The sequence below is a fragment of the Bacillus sp. UMB0728 genome, from assembly GCF_002858875.1.
Taxonomy (GTDB): Bacteria; Bacillota; Bacilli; order Bacillales; family Cytobacillaceae; genus Bacillus_AB; species Bacillus_AB infantis.
Window position 1 is genome coordinate 679,272 of record NZ_PKLA01000004.1, and the last position, 20,395, is coordinate 699,666.

Annotated in this window: 20 protein-coding genes and 2 riboswitches; of the genes, 10 read left to right on the plus strand and 10 right to left on the minus strand. The window is 47.2% G+C overall.

Annotation, left to right across the window (positions count from 1 at the left end; genetic code table 11):
- Positions 1 to 63 precede the first annotated feature (63 nt).
- A riboswitch (cyclic di-GMP riboswitch) is annotated at positions 64 to 146 on the minus strand.
- Between the two features lie 290 nt (positions 147 to 436).
- Positions 437 to 1,699, plus strand: a complete 1,263-nt coding sequence (locus CYJ37_RS19110; RefSeq protein WP_009795024.1) for an ATP-binding protein — start codon at positions 437 to 439, stop codon at positions 1,697 to 1,699.
- A 9-nt stretch (positions 1,700 to 1,708) separates the two neighbouring features.
- Here CYJ37_RS19110 and CYJ37_RS19115 read toward each other — a convergent pair whose 3' ends face one another.
- Together CYJ37_RS19115 and proC are read right to left on the minus strand one after the other, a co-directional pair.
- The gene (locus CYJ37_RS19115) at positions 1,709 to 2,221 is read right to left on the minus strand and encodes a GNAT family N-acetyltransferase (protein ID WP_101551094.1); all 513 of its coding nucleotides are present in this window, start codon (positions 2,219 to 2,221) and stop codon (positions 1,709 to 1,711) included.
- A gap of 2 nt (positions 2,222 to 2,223) precedes the next feature.
- Positions 2,224 to 3,042, minus strand: coding sequence for a pyrroline-5-carboxylate reductase (gene proC / locus CYJ37_RS19120; RefSeq protein WP_101551095.1), 819 nt, complete (start codon positions 3,040 to 3,042; stop codon positions 2,224 to 2,226).
- A 163-nt stretch (positions 3,043 to 3,205) separates the two neighbouring features.
- On the opposite strand from proC, the gene CYJ37_RS19125 reads away from it, so the two are divergent.
- From CYJ37_RS19125 to CYJ37_RS27375, 9 genes are all read left to right on the plus strand, one after another.
- A complete protein-coding gene (locus CYJ37_RS19125) occupies positions 3,206 to 3,811 on the plus strand; it encodes a DNA-3-methyladenine glycosylase (RefSeq protein WP_009795021.1) in 606 nt (201 codons plus the stop codon).
- Between the two features lie 131 nt (positions 3,812 to 3,942).
- Positions 3,943 to 4,590, plus strand: coding sequence for a spore coat protein (locus tag CYJ37_RS19130; protein WP_009795020.1), 648 nt, complete (start codon positions 3,943 to 3,945; stop codon positions 4,588 to 4,590).
- Between the two features lie 157 nt (positions 4,591 to 4,747).
- Positions 4,748 to 5,440 carry a DUF1538 domain-containing protein gene (locus CYJ37_RS19135; RefSeq protein WP_022543524.1) on the plus strand — a complete coding sequence of 231 codons (693 nt, stop codon included), beginning with the start codon at positions 4,748 to 4,750 and terminating at the stop codon, positions 5,438 to 5,440.
- Complete coding sequence (locus CYJ37_RS19140) at positions 5,437 to 6,162, plus strand: DUF1538 domain-containing protein (RefSeq protein WP_101551097.1); 726 nt, start codon at positions 5,437 to 5,439, stop codon at positions 6,160 to 6,162. Before CYJ37_RS19135 ends, CYJ37_RS19140 begins: the two co-directional genes overlap by 4 nt.
- Positions 6,163 to 6,831, plus strand: coding sequence for a P-II family nitrogen regulator (locus CYJ37_RS19145; protein ID WP_101551099.1), 669 nt, complete (start codon positions 6,163 to 6,165; stop codon positions 6,829 to 6,831).
- A gap of 80 nt (positions 6,832 to 6,911) precedes the next feature.
- Positions 6,912 to 7,742 carry an aldo/keto reductase gene (locus CYJ37_RS19150; RefSeq protein WP_101551101.1) on the plus strand — a complete coding sequence of 277 codons (831 nt, stop codon included), beginning with the start codon at positions 6,912 to 6,914 and terminating at the stop codon, positions 7,740 to 7,742.
- A gap of 361 nt (positions 7,743 to 8,103) precedes the next feature.
- Positions 8,104 to 8,319, plus strand: a complete 216-nt coding sequence (locus CYJ37_RS19155) for a hypothetical protein (RefSeq protein WP_094768379.1) — start codon at positions 8,104 to 8,106, stop codon at positions 8,317 to 8,319.
- Between the two features lie 224 nt (positions 8,320 to 8,543).
- On the plus strand, positions 8,544 to 9,983 hold the full coding sequence (locus CYJ37_RS27925) for a TerD family protein (RefSeq protein WP_101551104.1): 1,440 nt from the start codon (positions 8,544 to 8,546) through the stop codon (positions 9,981 to 9,983).
- Between the two features lie 142 nt (positions 9,984 to 10,125).
- Positions 10,126 to 10,213, plus strand: a riboswitch (cyclic di-GMP riboswitch).
- A 449-nt stretch (positions 10,214 to 10,662) separates the two neighbouring features.
- Positions 10,663 to 10,800, plus strand: coding sequence for a hypothetical protein (locus tag CYJ37_RS27375; RefSeq protein ID WP_022543523.1), 138 nt, complete (start codon positions 10,663 to 10,665; stop codon positions 10,798 to 10,800).
- 104 nt (positions 10,801 to 10,904) lie between these two features.
- Here the strand turns inward: CYJ37_RS27375 and yhbH are convergent, their stop codons facing one another.
- The 8 genes from yhbH to queG all read right to left on the minus strand — a co-directional run bounded on the left by yhbH (position 10,905) and on the right by queG (position 20,146).
- Positions 10,905 to 12,074, minus strand: a complete 1,170-nt coding sequence (yhbH, locus tag CYJ37_RS19170; protein WP_009795010.1) for a sporulation protein YhbH — start codon at positions 12,072 to 12,074, stop codon at positions 10,905 to 10,907.
- Between the two features lie 184 nt (positions 12,075 to 12,258).
- Complete coding sequence (locus CYJ37_RS19175) at positions 12,259 to 13,386, minus strand: polysaccharide deacetylase (RefSeq protein ID WP_101551108.1); 1,128 nt, start codon at positions 13,384 to 13,386, stop codon at positions 12,259 to 12,261.
- Between the two features lie 114 nt (positions 13,387 to 13,500).
- Positions 13,501 to 13,674, minus strand: coding sequence for a hypothetical protein (locus CYJ37_RS27380; protein WP_009795008.1), 174 nt, complete (start codon positions 13,672 to 13,674; stop codon positions 13,501 to 13,503).
- Between the two features lie 186 nt (positions 13,675 to 13,860).
- Positions 13,861 to 15,756, minus strand: a complete 1,896-nt coding sequence (locus tag CYJ37_RS19180; RefSeq protein ID WP_009795007.1) for a PrkA family serine protein kinase — start codon at positions 15,754 to 15,756, stop codon at positions 13,861 to 13,863.
- Positions 15,757 to 16,540: 784 nt separating this feature from the next.
- On the minus strand, positions 16,541 to 17,290 hold the full coding sequence (gene nfsA, locus CYJ37_RS19185) for an oxygen-insensitive NADPH nitroreductase (RefSeq protein ID WP_094770014.1): 750 nt from the start codon (positions 17,288 to 17,290) through the stop codon (positions 16,541 to 16,543).
- Between the two features lie 135 nt (positions 17,291 to 17,425).
- The gene (gene trmL, locus CYJ37_RS19190) at positions 17,426 to 17,899 is read right to left on the minus strand and encodes a tRNA (uridine(34)/cytosine(34)/5-carboxymethylaminomethyluridine(34)-2'-O)-methyltransferase TrmL (RefSeq protein WP_022543522.1); all 474 of its coding nucleotides are present in this window, start codon (positions 17,897 to 17,899) and stop codon (positions 17,426 to 17,428) included.
- A 107-nt stretch (positions 17,900 to 18,006) separates the two neighbouring features.
- The gene (locus tag CYJ37_RS19195; protein WP_101551110.1) at positions 18,007 to 18,888 is read right to left on the minus strand and encodes an amidase domain-containing protein; all 882 of its coding nucleotides are present in this window, start codon (positions 18,886 to 18,888) and stop codon (positions 18,007 to 18,009) included.
- A gap of 127 nt (positions 18,889 to 19,015) precedes the next feature.
- Positions 19,016 to 20,146 (minus strand): tRNA epoxyqueuosine(34) reductase QueG, encoded by a 1,131-nt coding sequence (queG, locus tag CYJ37_RS19200; protein ID WP_101551112.1) that lies wholly within the window; start codon positions 20,144 to 20,146, stop codon positions 19,016 to 19,018.
- Between the last annotated feature and the right edge of the window lie 249 nt (positions 20,147 to 20,395).

Here is a 20,395-nt window from a genome sequence, read left to right on the forward strand (position 1 = left end):
CTCTTTCATCCTAAGCATCAGCCAGGAAGCAGAGGCCCCGGCCAAAATAAAAACCAGCCATCATAGATCATTGGCCGGCTGCACTAGTCACTCCAAGCGGTTTAAAGTGCAAATAAAAACCGCTCATCACAGTGTTCTATATTCTTAAAACACCCTTGCATTTTCTGTCGAAACAGACAATTGCAAGCCAATTAAAATATATGATTCCTGTCATATTAAGTCAATATATATTTTATTCATTTGCCTTGAGTATACCGAAAAAACCAACAAGATGCAGACGCCAATATGCCGCCTGGAAAAAATGGTATATTATTACCATTTTCCCTTGTCTGAATATGTCGCTTAAAGCTGTTTTTTGTCAATAAGATGATATTGTCGATTTGGACATGCATTTGTAAAATTAGGAATATATATCTAAATATAGGAGGACTAAGCAATGGAGCATATTAAAGACCTGCTGTTCAACCTGCTGATCATTCTTATCGTCATGCTTTCTTTCCAGCTCCTTTTTGCCAGCCGCCTTCAATCGCTTTTTCTGCGCCACCGCGAGTATATTATTGCCGGCATCAGCATCATAACTGCTTCCCTTTGCCTGATCAGTTCAATCAAGATGAACAGCAGCTTTATTTTTGATCTGCGATGGATTCCATTCCTGCTGGGAGGATTATACGGAGGTCCCAGAGTCATCCTCGCCCTGCTCATTTTTGTCATCTTTATCCGCATTCCCCTCGGAGGGATCGGGGCGGCCTATAATATTCTCACCGGTTTGTTTGCCGGCTTTATTGTATATAAGCTTCACCCATCCTTCATTATCATGGACACCCGGCGGAAGCTGCTTACAGTATCACTCTTGTCTTTTCTTGTATCCATCGCAGCGTTCATGCTATTGTTTTCAAAAGCCGAACTGAAGGAATGCCTCGGTTTCATGGCCATTTATACGATCACCCAGACACTGGGGGCGTTTTTGACTGCCTACACCATTGAGCTGATCGTACAGAACCAGCAGCTGAACCGGGCGGTAATGAAGACAGAAAAAATGGAGGTCATTTCCCATTTAGCTGCCAGCATCAGCCATGAAGTGAGAAATCCCCTGACCGTAACGAAAGGATTTCTCCAGTTATTAAAAGAAGAAGAACCAGGCGGAGGAAAGCGTTCCTATTATTTAGACACAGCTCTCGAAGAGCTGAACAGAGCGGAAGTGATCATCAGTGATTATCTTACATTTGCCAAGCCGCACTGTGAAACAAATTCATGTTTTTCATTAGAAGGGGAAATCAGAAAAGCGGTTGAACTGATCACACCCTACGGGAATGCCCATTCTGTTGAAATCCATTGCGACACAGAGGAAGAATTATATATCAAAGGAGAAGATGCAAAGGTTCAGCAATGCCTGCTAAACCTTCTTAAAAATGCCATTGAAGCAATGCCTGGCGGAGGAGTCCTCTCTATATCGGCAAAGCTGCAGGACGACAAAGCGGAGCTCCTGATATCTGATACAGGCAAGGGGATGACCTCCGGGCAGCTCAGCAGGCTGGGGGAACCGTATTTTTCAACAAAAGAAGGGAAAGGGACGGGGCTTGGAATGATGGTGGTCTTTCGGATCATTGAGGGAATGGGCGGAAAAATAAAAGCAGAAAGCATGCTGAATAAAGGCACCTCCTTTACCATTCTGCTTCCTGCTGAAAAATGTCCTGATTAGCAGTTGTTCTTACACATGATCAAATGATGGCGGGTACTTTACCGTCCCGCTGATTCCAGTTAATGATCCCTCCTTAAATTCCATAACCATAAATACCTCTTCCGGTACAGGAAAAGGTGAAAAAATCCCAAAAACTGTGGAAGGCCGGAACCCAAACCTCGGATAATAATCGGGATGTCCCAATACAACGGCATGAGCAAAGCCCTGGAGTTCCGCCTGTTTCAAACCTTCTCTTATAAGAAGGGATCCTATCCCTTCATTTTGCCGCTGGGGCATGACAGCAACCGGGGCAAGCGCCAAGGTAGGCACTTCCCCTTCCCCTGTATCAATCACTGCCTTGCTGAACATGATATGGCCCACGATATTCTTTCCATCTTCCGCTGTTAGCGATAGTTCGGGAATATACTCCCCCGAGCTTCGGATGGCTCTGACAAGGGCGGCTTCGTTTTCACGGCTGAAAGCAAGCCTGTGGACATGTTCTGATCTGCTATAATCAGCTTCCTGCTCTGTCCTGATGATCATGACTATTCCGCCTGGTTTTTTGCCAGCTGCCTTGATTTGTCGGTGCAGCTATGCATGGCCGAAATGACCGAAGACCGAAAGCCCTGTTTTTCCAGCTCAGCTACCGCTTCAATAGTGGCTCCCCCAGGCGTGCATACCTGATCTTTCAATTCACCCGGATGCTTGCCTGTCTTAAGCACCATTTTGGCTGCGCCAAGCACTGCCTGGGCTGCCAGCCGGTACGAGGTTTCCCTTGGAAGCCCCTGAAGGACGCCGCCATCAGCAAGAGCCTCAATGAACATATAGACATAAGCAGGTGAAGATCCGCTGATGGCAGGGATGCTGTCCATCAGTTTTTCTTCAATAAACTCAGCTTTCCCAAAGCTTTCGAATAATTCTGCAGCCTCCAACCGTTCCTTTTCAGTCACCTGCCTGCTGGCAGCCAGGGCGCTCATCCCCTCCCCGACAAGCGATGGGGTATTGGGCATAGAACGGATCGCTTTTATTTCCCTGCCGAAAGCAGACTGTAGAAAGGCAAGGCTGATCCCTGCCGCTATGGTGATGATGATAGCATCTTCAGGAACGCTCCCGCTGATTTCCTCAATCACTTCCATATGAACATCAGGCTTTACTGCCAGAAATAAAAAATCAGCCTGTTCAGCTGCTCTCTTATTATCAAGGGTCACTTCAATATCATATGTATTTTTCACATAGGCAAGAGTACTCTCCGTCCTTGCACTTGCAACTATATCATCCGGCCGGGCGATCCCTGATTTCAGCATTCCCCCGATGATTGCCTGGGCCATCTTTCCGCACCCTATAAAACCGATTTTCTTATCCATTTTTCCACTTCCCTACATAAATTGCTCCCTATATTATACTTCCTCGCCTGCTTCAATTCCAACTTCCGGTTATATCAGGGTGTTAGAGGGTAAAATGGGAATGCTCCGCGCTTAACTGTGCGGAAAATTCTTTCTGCAGCAAAAACCGAAGGAGCGTTGAATCATGATGGATAGGACACCACTGCCGGCCGAATTTTACACACAGCCGACCCTTGAACTTGCCAAGGCTCTTCTTGGCTGTCTTTTGATAAAGGAAACACCTGATGGTACAGCCGCTGGATATATTGTAGAAACAGAAGCCTATAAAGGCCCCGAAGACATGGCAGCACATAGCTATAATAACCGCCGGACCAAGCGGACAGAAGTCATGTACGCCGGTCCGGGGTTCGCCTACACATACCTTATGCATACCCACTGTTTGTTAAATGTCGTCAGCGCTGAAAAGGACAAACCGGAGGCTGTTCTCATCAGGGCCATAGAACCTGCTGAAGGAATTTCCCTGATGAAAGAGCGGAGAAAGATGGATAATCTGAAGAATTTGACCAACGGGCCAGGGAAGCTTACGAAAGCCCTTGGCGTCACCATGGAGGATTATGGACGCCTCTTTTCGGAGCCTCCCCTCATTCTTGCTGAAGGCTATACCCCTGCTGAGATAGCTAAAGGAAAAAGGATTGGAATTGATAATTCCGGCGAAGCAAAAGACTATCCGTGGCGCTTCTGGGTAAAAGGCAGCCCATATGTTTCCCGCCATCAGATAGAATCCTCATGATGGATGTTTATTCCTCTTTTAGCTGCAACTGCCCCGCATGATTGCCCTACGGAATAACCACAATAGTTATGTATGGTCTTCACCATCACAGCCCTTCATGAGGGAAAAAATTACAAACTGGGGGTAGTCAGATGCAGCAGTTTAACCAGCAAGGACAGTCAGGAATGAACACAAATGAGCAGATCCCGGCACATATGAATCATGGCGGACACGAGATGCTGGACATGAAAGAGGTCCTTTCAAGCACCGTAGCGGCAATCGATCAATACCTTATGTTCAGCGGGCAAATCCAGGATCCGCAGCTTAAGGAAATTGCAAACCGCCAGAGGCAGTTTATGATCACCCAATACAACACCATGGTTGACTGCTTCACTACCGGCCAAAAGCCGGCTGTATCGACTACAACCTATATGATGGGCGAAACACATGACGTCATCTACGGACTACAGCCATCCCAGCCTGCTGCACCAAAACAGTCAGCTTCCGAGATTGGCGACCAATGCTATTCAGGCTACCTGCTTGCTTTAATGAAAGGTGCAGCCTCCCAGCTGTCAATGGCCGCATTGGAGTGCACAAACCCAGTCGTAAGGCGTGTGCTTGCTGATAGTGTTCCCAATTATGCAGAAATGGCTTACGAGCTGTTCCTCTACCAGAACCAGAAGCATTATTACCAGGTTCCCCAGCTTGCGCCGCAGGATACAGAACAGCTGCTTGGAAGCTATACCCAGGCAGGCGGACAGCAAATGATGAACCAGCCTAATATGAATACCCTTCAATAACCGCTGCAGGCGCCCCAATGGGGTGCCTGCTTTTTTTATCCGCCACCGCAATTAATTGGAAAATGTTTTTTTCCACAGGCTGTTACTGCAACTGTAAAACTGGGTAAAAAAGCAGAAATAAAAAACAAAAAAATTGTTAATAAAGGCGGCGCTTCATGTGAAAGAAATTAAAGAATCCATCAAAGAAACATTGCTTGCCATCCTTCCCGTCTCTGCTGCAGTCATCCTTCTGCAGCTTGTCCTGATCCAATTGCCTTTCAAGGACTTTCTTCCATTCCTCTTTGGCCTATTCTTTGTCATCCTGGGACTGATGTTCTTCCTCATCGGCGTCAATATCGGCCTTCTTCCAATAGGCGAAATGATTGGGAAAATCCTGCCGAAGTCGAATAAAGCGTGGGTCATCATCCTCACAGGATTCATCCTTGGAATTGCCGTAACGCTGGCAGAGCCTGACGTCAGGGTACTGTCCACACAGGTTGACCAGGTATCCGGAGGAAAGATATCGTCCATTTCCCTCATATTATCCGTGGCTGCCGGAGTCGGTCTTTTTGTCGGCCTTGCTATGATCAGGACCATTTACAAAATCCCTGTCACCGCCATTTTGATAGCCGGCTATGCCATCGTCTTTATTGTCAGCATCTTCTCCCCATCGTCATTTGTGCCAATTTCATTTGATGCGGGAGGCGTAACGACAGGGCCCCTCGCCGTACCCTTCATCTTGGCACTCGGAGTAGGTGTGGCCCAGGTTTTCCGGAACCAACAATCCTCGGGCGATTCATTTGGCCTTGTCGGCCTTGCCAGCATCGGACCGATCCTGGCCGTTCTGCTGCTGGGAGGGATCTTTAAATGATGGACAAGCTATTTCATGGTTTCGGCAGCACTCTGACAGAGGTTGCTTTGGCCCTTGCTCCCCTTCTTCTTTGCTTCATCATATTTCAGAAATTTTTTCTAAAATTAAAGAAACAGAAGGTCATCCAGATCCTTGCCGGTTTTCTGTCTGCTTTTGCCGGACTGGCATTCTTCCTTCACGGGGTCCATCTCGGCTTTATGCCAATCGGGGAGGAAATGGGAAAGAAGCTGGGTAATCTTCCATATTCTTGGATCATCATTCCAATTGGATTTGTACTCGGATTTGTCACTACATTGGCAGAACCAGCTGTAAAAATATTAAACAAACAGGTTGAAAAAGTAACATCGGGATACATCTCAGAAAAAATCATGCTCATCACCCTTTCAGGGGGAGTAGGTCTGTCCATTGCCCTTGCCATGCTCCGCATCCATCACGGCTTTTCTCTCTGGTACTATCTTGCGCCGGGATATGCACTCGTGCTGATCCTGATTTATTTTTCCAACACCAGCTTTATAAGCATCGCCTTCGATTCGGGCGGTGTAGCAACAGGGCCGATGACCGTTACTTTTATCCTGTCAATGGCTGTCGGCGCTGCCGCAGTAACTGAGGGGCGGGATCCCCTGACAGATGGCTTTGGCCTGATCGCCCTGGTCGCCCTTATACCGATACTGGCTGTCCTGATCCTGGGGCTCCTGTTCAAGAGGAAGGAAGGTGCTTCTTAAATGATCTACAAGCTTTTCATCGCCATCGTAAAAAAAGGCACTGCAAAAAAAGCTGTCCGGCTTGCCCGGGGATCCGGGCTTGCTGCTGCGGCAACTGTATATGCAAGGGGAATTGGAAAAAATGAGAAAACCTCATTTCTCGGATTGGAGATCAACCACGAGAAAGAAGTCATCCTTATGCTGATCAAGGAAGAATCCGCTGAAGAAGTCATTACGGAAGTCAGCAGCCATCTCCATTTTGAAAGGCCCGGTACAGGACTTGGATTGCTTATCAATATTAACGGATTCATCGGCGTCCAGTCCCCGGAAGTCCCCGCTGATGCAGAAGCAGAGGAAGGAGCGGCTAATATGAAGCCAGCCGATAAAGAATACGATTTGATTGTGACCATTGTAAAAAGCTCGGAAGCCGAAAAGATTATAAAGGCCTCAAAAGATGCCGGGGCTGACGGGGCAACCATCATTTCCGGCAGAGGGATCGGCATCAACGAAAAAGCCACTTTATTCAATATGCTGATCGAGCCTGAAAAAGAGATTGTGCTGACCATCATCCACAGCGGACGGACACAGGAAGTATTCCAGGCAATCTGCGATGCTGTCGAGCTTAATGTTCCTGGCAATGGGATTTCCTTTATCCTTGATGTCGATCAGGTAGCAGGCATCAATCATTAAATTTCTGAGCATATCAATATAGTAAATATCCCCATTTGTGAGAAAATAAAAAGGCAATTAAATTTCCGGGAGGTAACAATATGCCAAAAAGCTTGCAGGACACAACAAAGCTGCATAATGGAGTGGAAATGCCCTGGTTCGGACTCGGCGTTTTCAAGGTCCAGGAAGGATCCGAAGTCATTGATTCAGTCAAAGCAGCCATCAAGAACGGCTACAAGAGCATTGACACAGCAGCCATCTATGGCAACGAAGAAGGCGTGGGACAGGCTATAAAAGAATCAGGTGCCCCGCGCGAAGAGCTATTCATCACGACAAAGGTCTGGAACTCTGAGCAGGGCTATGACTCTACACTGGCTGCATTCGACGAAAGCCTTTCAAAGCTTGGCTTGGAGTATGTCGATCTGTACCTGATCCACTGGCCTGTCAAAGGCAAGTATAAAGACACTTGGAGAGCCTTAGAAAAGCTGTATAAGGATGGCAGAGTCCGTGCAATCGGGGTCAGCAACTTCCATGTACACCATCTGGAGGATCTGCTTGAAACAGCGGAAATCGTGCCGATGGTCAACCAGGTTGAATACCACCCGCATCTGGCCCAGCTTGAGCTCCGCGAATTCTGCAAACAAAAAGGGATCCAGCTTGAAGCCTGGTCTCCTCTTAAGCAGGGACAGCTCCTGGATGAGCCTGTTATTACAGAGATTGCCGAAAAGCACAAAAAGTCCCCTGCCCAGATCATCCTGCGCTGGGACCTTCAAAATGAGGTCATCACCATTCCGAAATCAGTCAAAGAACACCGCATCATTGAAAATGCAGACATCTTTGACTTCGAACTTTCCTCAGAAGACATGGAAAAAATCGATGCCCTCAACAAAAACGAACGCGTCGGTGCCGATCCTGATAACTTCAATTTCTAATAATATGCAAAAGGGGTATGGAATGGGTTCATTCTGTATCCCTTTTTGTCTTAATAGCCTCTGAATGTTGGCTGTTGATTTCCGTTCCAGGCACTTCGCTTTCCGCGGGGCGGCGCTGAGCCTCCTCTCGCTTACGCGCTGCGGGGTCTCAGCTCTGCCGCTGCAATCCCACAGGAGTCTACGTGCCTTCCACTCCAATCAACAGGCTTATCAAACTTTTTTTCATTCTAACCCAGTTAATACAAATCCCTTTTCGATATAATCGCAACTTTAACTTCGCTCACCCAGTTAGCAAAATATAACTGTTTATCTCCCCCTGCAAAGGGAAAGGAATAATATAAAACCTAAGGAGGACTAATCCATGAGCAAAAGAAATTCCCTGACTGGGGTAGTGGCACTGGGTGCGCTTGCGTATATGTTCAGGAACAAGGAATCTCGGGATAAGGTTATGAATAAGGTAAAGTCTACATTCGGTGAAGACAATATCAGCAAAGTCAAATCAAAGCTTCCTTTTTTGAATTCTGACCAAGGAAACACCCGCCAGGACCATTCAGGCCCGGCTTATGTCGACAGATAATAAATAGCCCAATCATGAGGCAGCTCCCCCAATCAGGGAAGCTGCTTTTTTCATTGAACGAACCTCCTCCCCCTGAAACTTTTCCTTCCTTGACCCGTATGATAAAAAGAGGCATGTCCGCACAGCCAAAGCTGTAAACCGCTTTAAGAACTGTGTTATATTGGGAATATATGATTCTATCAAGAGACGGCTTACGCCGGTCCTGGAAAAGAAGGAGTGAAATTATGGGAGTGACGCTCAGCAAAGGGCAGAAGGTCGATCTGACCAAGAACCGCCCCGGGCTTCAAAATGTTGTTGTTGGATTAGGCTGGGATATCAGCCTTCAGGGATCCAACTATGATCTGGACGCATCTGCTTTCTTATTAGGCGCATCAGGAAAAGTACATAGTGACCTCGATTTCGTATTCTACAATAACCCTAACGGCGGGAATGGCTCTATCCTGTACAGCGGCGATAACCGCACAGGTGCGGGCAATCAAGATGATGAACAAATCAGAATTGACCTGCGGAGGGTGCCGGACTCGATCCACCGGATTGCCTTTACAATTACCATCCACGATGCTCAGGCAAAACAGCAGAACTTCGGCCATATTGAAAATGCTTATGTACGGATTTTTAATGAACAAAATAATGAAGAGCTTATCCGCTTTAACCTTGGCAGGGATTTTACCGTTGAAACGGCCATCGTCGCAGCAGAGCTATACAGGCATAATGGCGAATGGAAATTTAATGCCATCGCCAGCGGCTTTCAGGGCGGCCTGGCTGCCCTCTGCCGTAATTTCGGCGTGACGGTGGATGATGAACCGGCTCCCCAGCCTTCACATGGCAATCAGCCTTTCGGGCAGAACCAGACTTACCAGCAGAGCTTTTCACAGCAGGCTCCTGCAGGGCAAAATTACCAGCAGGGCTATAACACAGGCAGCTCCCAGCAGAACTATAGCTCAGGAAGCTATCAGCAGACACAGCCGCAAGCTTCCTATTCGTCCCCTTCCTATGGACAGCCTTCCTACTCTTCCTCACAGGGATATGGGGGAGAAGAAATTGCATGCCCACGCTGCCATTCCACAAATGTACGCACCGGCGAAAAGGGCTTCGGCCTCGGTAAAGCGGCAATTGGCGGCCTGATCCTCGGGCCTGTCGGATTATTGGGCGGCTTCATTGGAAAAAAACAGCTGAAGTTTACCTGCAACAGCTGCGGCAATGCCTGGTCTCCATCCCAGACCGATTACGCCGAATGGGCCAACCAGCAAAAAAGAAAAGCCCAGGACCTCTTTAACCGATTCAAGAGCCAGGACGTCCTTGAGGCCATTGTAGCAGCATGTGCACTTGTAGCTATGGCTGATGGAAGGCTGGATCCGGCAGAACGCCAGAAGATGGTTGAATTCGTCAACCAGAGTGATGAACTTCGGGTATTTGATACGCAGAAGGTCATTCAGCAGTTTAACCTGTACGTCCAGAAGATTGAACGCGATCCTTCGATCGGCAGGGCAGAGGCATTCAGAGCGCTTGGCAGGATACGGACGAAACCGGAAATCGCCAGGCTAGTGGCCCGCTATTGTATCGCAATCGGCTTTGCAGACGGACATTTTGATCCGAATGAGCAGCAGGCAGTCAGTGACATCTGCCGGGAGCTCGGGCTCAATCCGGCAGAGTTCCTTTCTTAATCTCACAGCCTGGCCAACCGGCCAGGCTGCTTCTTTTCTGCAATTCCCCATAGGTCATCACTCCCCTCTACAACGGAGAGTGGCTAAAGTAAGAATATTAACAATAAACAAACTCTTTATTTTTCCCCTGATTTAGTGCTAATCTTACTAAGGGCAAATTTTACGAAAGTAAAAGACGCAAAGCCACGGGCCTAAAACAAGTTATTTGTCATGGCAGCCGGGCCGCCAAGAATATCATTCTTGTAAACTTTTATAAATCATACACCCTTTCTAATTTGCCTAATCCAATTATTAAAGAGAGGGATATCAATGTTTTACCCGACATTTTTATGCAAAGAGACTAATCAGAGGCATCTGGTCAAAGACTCGAATTTCTGTGAATGCGGCTATAAGTACAAAGGCTTTACCACATTCATCAAAAAAGATTTCAAAAAATCCAATTTAAGCAGAGTGATGATATCGATTGCCCTGTCTGCAAAAGCTCAGTGCTGAAAGAAGAGAAAGCAGTCTGCTATTCATGAGCAGCTGCTTTTTTCTTTTCCCCTTCCCAAATCTTTATTTCCTTCATAATGCGCCAAATCAGGTTTAGGAGTTCCAAAAAAGTGGCAAAAAGAAAGTAACTAACTCATTTACTTTAATTAGGTGCTACTCTTCAAATACGAAGCAAAGGGGAATCTTCATGGCGGAAAATCCAGCACAATCCAAATTGGCATTAAATTCTTCGATCTCCTTAAAAGGGATTGTGAAAGCTGTATTCACTGACACAGTCCACGTCCAGATCGGCGGGAAAATTATCGCAATCCCGCTGGAGAAATAAAAGAACACCTTCATGGAAAGCCAACGAAAGCCGCTTTTTATTAAACGGCTTTTTTTGTGCGAATGGACAGTAAAACCGGCAGGCATTGCGCCCGCCGGTTCTGTTTATGCATAGATTTTATTTTCTTCGTTTTGGAAGAAGCTCTTCATCGCATGGAAAACATCAGCTTTCTGCTTGAGGATATAGTATCGGAAGTGTTCATTTTTTATATTCTTATAAGCGGACATGAGGGTCGAGTGGCGGTTGTACTGATTGACTTCACCGTACCCGAACATGCTCGATACCGCGATCAGCTCTTCAACAAGCTTCACACAGCGGGCATTATCAGAGGTAAGATTGTCGCCGTCGGAAAAGTGGAAAGGATAGATATTGAATCTTCTTGGATTATATTTTTCATTGATCAGTTCCAGAGCTTTGCGGTAGGCTGATGAACAAATGGTTCCCCCGCTTTCCCCTTTTGAAAAGAAATCTTCCTCTGATACGACCTTCGCTTCTGTATGGTGGGCAATGAACTCTATTTCCACCGTCTCATACTTTGTCCGTAAAAACCGGGTCATCCAAAAGAAAAAGCTTCTGGCCATATATTTCTCCCATAATCCCATCGATCCGCTCGTATCCATCATTGCGAGCACGACTGCCTTTGAATCCGGCTTTACAATTTCGTTCCATGTCTTAAACTTCAGATCCTCCTGATAGATCGGATAGAATGCCGGCTTGCCTGTCATCGCATTCCGTTTAAAGGCGGTCATCATTGTCCGCTTTTTATCAATATTGCCCATTAATCCTGTTTTGCGGATATCATTGAATTCAATATTCTCAACCAGATGCTCTTCCTGTTCCTTCCTCTTCAGGTTTGGCAGCTCCAGCTGCTTGAACAGTGCTTCCTCAAGCTCCATCATGGACACTTCAGCTTCAAAATAATCCTCACCCGGCTGGTCGCCTGCACCCTGGCCTTTCCCGGGGCCTTTCTGGCCGCTGGAGCCGTCTCTGGCGACCACATCGCCTACCTGGCTGTCTCCGTCTCCCTGGCCTACATGTTTGTTTTTATCATAGTTATAACGAATTTTATATTCGTCAAGAGAGCGAATCGGAATTTTCACGACTTCACGGCCATTGGACATAATGATGCTTTCTTCTGTTATCAGATCTGGTAGATTGTTCCGGATCGCATCCTGTACCTTTTCCTGGTGGCGCTGCTGATCATCGTGGCCTTTGCGATGGAGGGACCAATCTTCTTCGGAAATCACAAACTGGCGGTTGTTGATGTCGGTCATTATAACCCCTCCTTGAAAAAATTTCATGGATTCATTGCACACATTTGCCTTTAGCAACATACAATATCCCGAGTGTCAAAAGGAACGTGAAATATTAATTACTCTATACTATGCGAGACATCGAAATAATTTACAAATAATTTTGACAATAAGACAAATGCCTATGCTGTCGGACAAGCCTTTTTTAGAGCCTCTCATCCTTCCAGAAATTCATTGAAAAGTGGGCATTGGGGTTATAAGCCTGGCATTCATATCCTTGTGAGTATAGGTAATCGATGATCTGCGGCAGCATGGAAACCGTCCCGCTGTTCACATGCATCAGGATGACTGGGGGCTTCCCGCCTGCAGCCGCCGGCTGAAGCCCTTTTTTCACATTTTCAAAGATAGTCTTCGGACTGCTCCTTGCATATTTCCAGTCTAATGTATCAACATTCCAGTCCCACATTTTATATCCCTTCTGCACAAGGGCGTCCCTGAACGGCCCTGTCATATAAGGCTTGCTTCCATAAGGCATTCTCACCAGCCTGGAGTCAATGCCTGTCAGGCTCAATATTGTTTTCCTGGTCTTATCCATTTCCAGGGCGGGATTTTGCGGGTTTCCGGCATAAAGCTTGTTTTTATCATGGGTAACACTGTGCAGGGCCGGATAATGCCCTTCCTCCACCAGCCGCTTAACAGAAGCCGGGTTGGCTCTTGCCTGCGGCTCAATCATAAAGAATGTCGCTTTTGCCTTCTTATTCTTCAAAATATCAAGGATGGATTCCATTCCCTTCGCAGGTCCATCATCAAAGGTTAAGTACACCGCCTTTTTTTTCACATAAAAATCTTTTAGAGCCGCTCTATTGGCGCTCATGAATTGTTCGTTTGCCATTTTCGCTCCTTTGTTCACCAGACGGACTACAGGGCCGGCTGAGAGGTATTCAACTCTATAGCCAAAAAACTCGCCGGCTGACCGGATCGGTATGAATAGGCTGTTTTCCCGGACCACCGCTTTCCATTCGGCCGTTTTTCCCATGGACGTTGAGGCCTGCTGTTGTTTTACTGAATAGCGGATCCATGATTTGCCCTTTTTGATCGTATAGCTATCAGGATTTTCTATAGAGATGCTGGCTCCAATGGCTGCTGCCAAATCTTTAATAGGCATATAGGCTGTATGCTCCAGCACAAACGGAGGGTTCTGCTTCAAATTCAAAACAGAGTCATTCACGCCAACTGCACATATATACTCATTCCTTTGTGCGGCAGAAGCCTGTCCTTCCTGCAGTACAAACAGCACAATCGCTATTAAAATAGCAGCCACCCATTTTCTCATCCCTGCTTCTCCCCTGACTAATAGCTTTTTATTGCTATATCTATTAAGGGTCAGGTTGAAATAGAACCCCGGAAAAATGCGGTCAAAAAAACTCCTGCAGCTTCAGCGCAGGAGTCATTTTTCGTTATCTTTATACTGGATAGGGTCAGGCTGCTTTCCATCCTCTTCAAGCTCTTCCCCAGTCCTGAGATGCTCCATCTGCTTTCCTAGATTATGCATCTCTTCTACATTCTCAGCCATGGAGCTGTTTCTTGGCACAAAGTCCTTGTCCAGTTCCTTTTTCTTCATCTCAATCACCTCTATACACCCTTTTCCCCTGTCCCCCTCAATTGAAACTAATTCTTGATCCTGGGAGTGCACAGGAACAAAAGAGCAGGCGCCTTGATCAAGAATTGATAAATATCCATAAGACCTACAATTTTTTAATTCTTAACCAGCAAAAAAGGCCGACAATACTATGCCGGCCTTTGCACATTATCTGTTCAGCAAACTTCCAACATACCGCAGCAGCTCATTTGCAGAAGTAGAATTATAGCCGTGCTCATCAATGAGTCTTGCAACAACTTCATTCACCTTTTTCAGCTGCTGCTCGTCAGGGGTCTTGGAAGAGGTTGTAATCTTCACAACATCCTTCAGGTCTGCAAACAGCTTCTTCTGGATGGCTTCGCGGAGACGGTCATGCGAATTGTAGTCAAACCGCTTGCCTTTCCTTGCATAGGCAGAGATGCGGATCAGGATTTCCTCCCTGAATGCCTTTTTCGCATTTTCCGAGATGCCGATCTGCTCTTCAATCGACCTCATCAGCTTTTCATCCGGATTGATTTCCTCTCCTGTCAGAGGATCGCGGAGCTTCGCTTTATTGCAGTATGCCTCCACATTGTCCAGATAATTGTCCATGAGTGTTTTGGCGGATTCTTCATATGAGTAGACAAATGCTTTCTGGACTTCCTTCTTGGCAATATCATCATACTCTTTGCGGGCCAGTGAAATGAAGTTCAAATAGCGTTCCTTCAGCTCAGCGGTGATCGACGGATGCTGATCAAGCCCTTCTTTCAGGGATCTCAAAACATCCAGCGCATTGATTGAGGTAATCTCTTTTCGGATGATTGTAGATGAGATCCGGTTGATGACATAACGCGGATCAATTCCGCTCATTCCTTCATCAGGATATTCCTTTTGCAGCTCCTCCACGTCTGCGCGGTTGTAGCCTTCCACGCTTTCTCCGTCATAGAGCCTCATTTTCTTCACCAGGTCAATATCACCCTTTTTAGGTTCCTTCAGCCTCGTCAAGGTCGTAAACATCGCTGCCACCTTAAGCGTGTGCGGTGCAATATGGACATCAGAAACATCGCTCTCACTGATCATTTTTTCATAGATTTTTTCTTCTTCTGTCACCTTTAGATTATAAGGGACAGGCATGACAATGATCCGGGAATGAAGCGCCTCGTTTTTCTTATTGGAAATGAAGGAACGGTACTCTGTTTCATTTGTATGCGCCACAATTAGTTCATCCGCAGAAATGAGCGCAAACCGCCCTGCCTTGAAATTGCCTTCCTGTGTGAGAGAGAGCAGATGCCAGAGGAATTTCTCATCGCATTTCAGCATCTCCTGGAACTCCATCATCCCCCGGTTCGCCTTATTCAGCTCCCCGTCAAACCGGTAGGCCCGCGGGTCAGACTCTGAACCATATTCGGCAATCGTGGAGAAATCTATGCTGCCGGTAAGATCGGCAATATCCTGGGATTTCGGATCAGACGGGCTGAATGTTCCGATCCCGGTCCGTTTATCCTCTGAGAAAAAGATCCTCTCAACCACAACGTCTTCAATCCGTCCCCCATACTCCTGCTCAAGCCGCATCATATTCAGCGGAGACAGATTCCCTTCAATTCTGATTCCATACTCATCGAAAAAGTCCTTGCGCAGATGATGCGGAATCAAATGGAGCGGGTCTTCATGCATCGGGCAGCCTTTGATTGCAAATACTGCACCCCTGTCGGTCAGGGAATACGCTTCAAGCCCGCGTTTTAGCATCGTGACGAGCGTTGATTTCCCCCCGCTCACAGGACCCATCAGAAGCAGGATCCTTTTCCTGACATCAAGCCTTTTAGCAGAAGGATGGAAATATTCCTCCACAAGCCGTTCAAGCGATTCTTCAAGCCCGAACAGCTGATTGCTGAAAAATTTATAACGCTTTTTCCCTTTATCGTCTTCGACACCGGCATCCTTTATCATACTGTATACCCTGGAATGTGCTGACTGGGCTACCCATGGCTTCTCTTTGACAATGTCTAAATACTCCCTGAATGTCCCTTCCCATTTAAGCTTTTCCTCTTCGTGTCTGTACATCTCGATTTTTTTTAAAATATCCATAAGGACCTCCCCCTGTCGCATTATCAGAGACGATTAATATAATCTATGCGCTTGGGCAATTAAACATTCTATAACCCGGAAGAAAAGCAGAATTCCCCTCGCCTTCAGGGTCCCTCAAACTGCCAGCCGTGTTGCATTTCCCCGTATATTCTCCATAAAATATCCACAGTTTTTCATTCACACCATGCCGGAATTGGGCTATAATAAGATTACATAGGTATGCAAAAGGGAATTCCTACATAAAAAGGAGGCCAACATCATGGGCTTGATTTTGATCATCGGCGTAACTATCGCGTTCCTGTCAGCCATCTTCACTGCCGGCTACAACGACAAACCAGGTATGAATAAGTAAGAAGAACGGTACAAAAAAGGACCGGAATCTTGGGGATTCCGGTCCTTTTTTGTTTGTCAGGAGATTTTGTTGGGCCTGGTGGAGTGCGGTCATATTTTGGGCGAGGCTTTTCTTTTCTGGTTGTGTGTCATGCATTGATGAGGGCTCTTTCTATGCATGACTTGCCTTTTTAGTGCTGGGTCATGCAGCGATTGGAACTCTTTCCATACACGACTGCCCTTCCTGACCACAACTCATGTATCCCGGAACGCTCCCCGAATACATGACTGCCCTTCCTGACCACAGCTCATGTATCCCGGAACGCTCCCCGAATACATGACTGCCCTTCCCGAGCACAGCTCATGTATCCCGGAACGCTCCCCGAATACATGAATGCCCTTCCTGAGCACACACATGTATCCCATAAGCCAATCCTGCAGCCACTCCCTGCAATCACTTCAAATCCAGCTTATTCTTATTCACAAAATCCTTCATATACATCCTCACCGGCTTTTCGAGCATAGCTGCCATCTGGCCGGTCCAGGTGTCTTTCCTCATGTTTTGCGTGCGTTCGGCATAATAAGCTGACACCGTTTGATTATAATCCTCGAGCTGCTGTTTATACTTTTCATGATCCTGCTGGTAGCCATTTTCGTGATAGACATGCTCTAAAGGAAGCCTTGGCTTTTTGTCGGGATCCTGGGCCGGATACCCTACGCTCAGGCCAAAGAGGGGGATGACCCTTTCTGGTGTACCCAGCACCTTGGCAGCTTCCTCAAGCTGATTGCGGATGCCGCCGATATAGCAGACGCCAAGGCCCATTGATTCTGCGGCGACTGTTGCATTCTGGGCCGCGAGTGCAGCGTCAATCATCGCAACCATGAATTTTTCCGTGCTTTCAAGGGACTCGCTTAAATCCTTCCCTTCCATTTCAGAAAGGACATGATGGCGGTTCAGGTCCGCACAGAAAACGAAGAAGTGCCCGTTATGCGCTACATAGGACTGGTTTCCCGCCAATTCAGACAGCTTCTGTTTCTTTTCTGGATCAGTTATGCCGATGATGGTGTATGCCTGAATGAAGCTTGAGCTGGAAGCGGCCTGGGCACAGGATACAATCGTTTCCACCTGTTCCCTCGTAAGCTCCCTTTCCTCAAATTTTCTGATTGACCGGTGGGCCAGTATTGTTTCTACCGTTTCGTTCATGGTATGTACCTCCTCAAGTGAATATCTTCATTTTAACCTAATCCCGGTACAATATCATAAATGACTGCTCGGCGCCTTCCCATCTTAAGCTGCAAAAAAAGAAGGCCACATCCCCCTGGATATGGCCTCGATCCTTTAAGTTAAATGCCGGTAATCCTGCTGCCTCAGTGCTTCGTAAATAAGAATGGCAGCCGTGTTGGACAGATTCAATGACCGCACATTGCCAGTCATCGGAATGCGGAGGGCGCGGTCCTTGTTATTTTCCTTGACCTCTGCCGGAAGACCTGTCGTTTCTTTGCCGAAAATGAAATAATAATCTTTTTCCTTGTCGCTGTATTCAAAGCTTGTATACGGCTTCTGCCCGAATTTGGTTAAATAGAAGAATTCGCCGCCGGCATTTTTTTCATAAAACTCATCCAATGAATCATAATAAAGGATTGTTACATGCTGCCAATAGTCAAGCCCTGCCCGTTTGAGCATTTTGTCATCAGTGGAAAATCCAAGGGGCCTGATCAGGTGCAGGGTTGTATCTGTCGCTGCACAGGTACGGGCGATATTGCCCGTATTGGCCGGGATTTCCGGCTGGTATAGTACTACATGTATTGCCACGTCCATCACCTCATCAAGTGAAACTTTATCTGCGGAGTATATTATCCCCCATACTCAAAAAAACTCTACCAGCTATTATACCACTCTTTATCTCTCATACAACCAGGTCAGGATTCATCATCGATGCTGATGAACTTGTATTTAATATTTGGTGTATAGGCGGTTGAATCTTCGTATGCCCAGTTGCGCATCCGGCTGTTAAAGGTATGGGCGTTGACAAGCGGTGTCCCATCGCTCTGCTTGGCTGTCACGATTGTCGTATGGTCAAAGCGGCCATCGCCCTGGAAGTCATAGCAGATCACATCGCCCGGCTGCAATAGCTCTGCACTGCCTACCTCCTTTCCCTTCAGCCCTGTCCGGGAGCCCGGCAGATACCAGCGCAGCGAGTTGGCGACTGTCCAGCTGTAGCTCCAATTATCGCTCCTCATCCACCAGCCCTTTGAACGGTTCGGATAGCCCCTCATAGGCGCTTCACCAGCATGGAGGCACTGCGAAATATAATTCGTGCAGTCAACCTCGAACTTCTTATAGGCAGGGTTATAGTCATTCCACCATCTTTCCGCATACTGGACAGCCTTCAGGCGGTCATATCTGAATCCCGCCCTTTCCCCATCAGCAGCAGGCTCCGCCGGAAGTGCTGCCGGCTCTTCCAAATGAAGGAACGGATTCTTTTCACCATCGCCGACCAGCACCCCTTTATAAAATTCAGCCTCACGCTGCTCGACTTCCTCCTCCAGATACAATCCGTCCTTATCCTTTATCAAATATTGAAAGTGGACATGATAATGGACAGTGCTGAGTTCATCTGTGTCCTGTCCTGCTTTTTCAATAATCTTCCCTGAAGCTTTCGCTTTAACAATTTCCCCGGCTCTTCTTGAGAGAATATCCTTTTTCCTTTCAATTTTCGGGCAAGTGCGAAAGTCATTGCGGGAATGGGACACACACTGCTGAACCCTCTGCTCCAGCAGCTCCTGAAGCTGTTTTTTCATATATGCATTCCTCCCATCATTCATTCATATGAAAGAAAATGCCGAATCATTTCTTAAAATAGATCACAGCCTATATGCCGGAGGGTATCTATTTTCTTATATGAAAAAAAGAGAGGCTCCCCTCTCTTTAGCTGAACATATATAAGCTGTTTTCCATTTCCCTGCGCACTTCTTCGTCCGTCTCCTTTACAAGGGCAGCCTCGACCGCTTCCCTTGCCTTCAGCCCGCCGATCTTCCCGAGTGCCCAGGCCGCCGTTCCCTTTATAACCGGCCTTGGATCTGATTTCATTACTTGGATCAGGTCATCGACAGCTGTCTCGTCCTTATAATGGGCAAGGGCGATGATGGCATTCCGCTGGATCGGCTTCTTGCCTCTCCATGACCCCGATACATGGCCGAACTTATCCTTAAACTCCCTGTTGCTCATATGAAGCAGAGGCTTTAACAGCGGTTTGGCAATTTCAGGATCCGGCTCCATTTCTTCATGGAAATGAAAATCCATGCCCTTATTTTTCGGGCAGACTGTCTGGCATGTATCACAGCCATAAAGCCTGTTGCCGATTTTCACCCTGAATTCTTCCTCAAGAAAGCCCTTTGTCTGTGTCAGGAAGGCGATGCAGCGCTTGGAATCCAGCTGGCCGCCGCCGACAAGTGCGCCTGTCGGGCAGACATCGACGCAAAGATTGCACGAACCGCACCCGTCTTCGATTGGTTCATCCGGCTCGAGCGGAAGATTTGTGATCATTTCTCCCAAATATACGTAAGATCCGAATTCTGGCGTAATGATGGAACAATTTTTGCCGCTCCACCCAATACCGGCCCTTTCAGCGACCGCCCGGTCCACAAGCTCGCCTGTATCGACCATTGATTTGAGCCTCGCCTCATGCAGCCTTTCACGTATATATGCCTCAAGCTTCCCGAGCCGGTCCCGCAAAACAGTATGATAGTCCGTCCCCCAGGAGGCCCGGCAGAAAATGCCGCGCCGCTCACCCCTTTTGCTGACAACGCGGGTCTTCATCTTTGAAGGATAAGCAAGGGCAATGGAGATGATGGACATCGGCTCATCTAGCAATAGGGCCGGTTCTGTCCTTTTATCAATATCAGGCTCTTCAAAGCCAGATTGGTAATCAAGCTCCTGCTGTCTGATGAGCCTGCTCTTCATCTCCCCGAAAGTGCTGGCAGAGGCGAATCCGATCTTATCAATGCCGATCGTTTTGCTGTAATCGATGATATCCTGTTTAAGCTCTGAGTAGTTCATATCCTCCCGCTCCTTTCACCATTGTGTTTTGTATATAAAAAGGCAAATCGCCAAGATATTTATTCGCATCCTTTCTATGATAAACTATTTTAAAGGATTTTTGGAGGTGAAAGGTTTGGAAATCAGTATATCGTCTGATTTAAGGCAGAAGGTGCCGGGTTTCAAGGCCGGCATCATTGAGTATGAGAATATTGTCGTCGGAGATTCCCCGCAGATGCTGAAAGGGCGGCTGCAGCTGTTCCAGGAGTC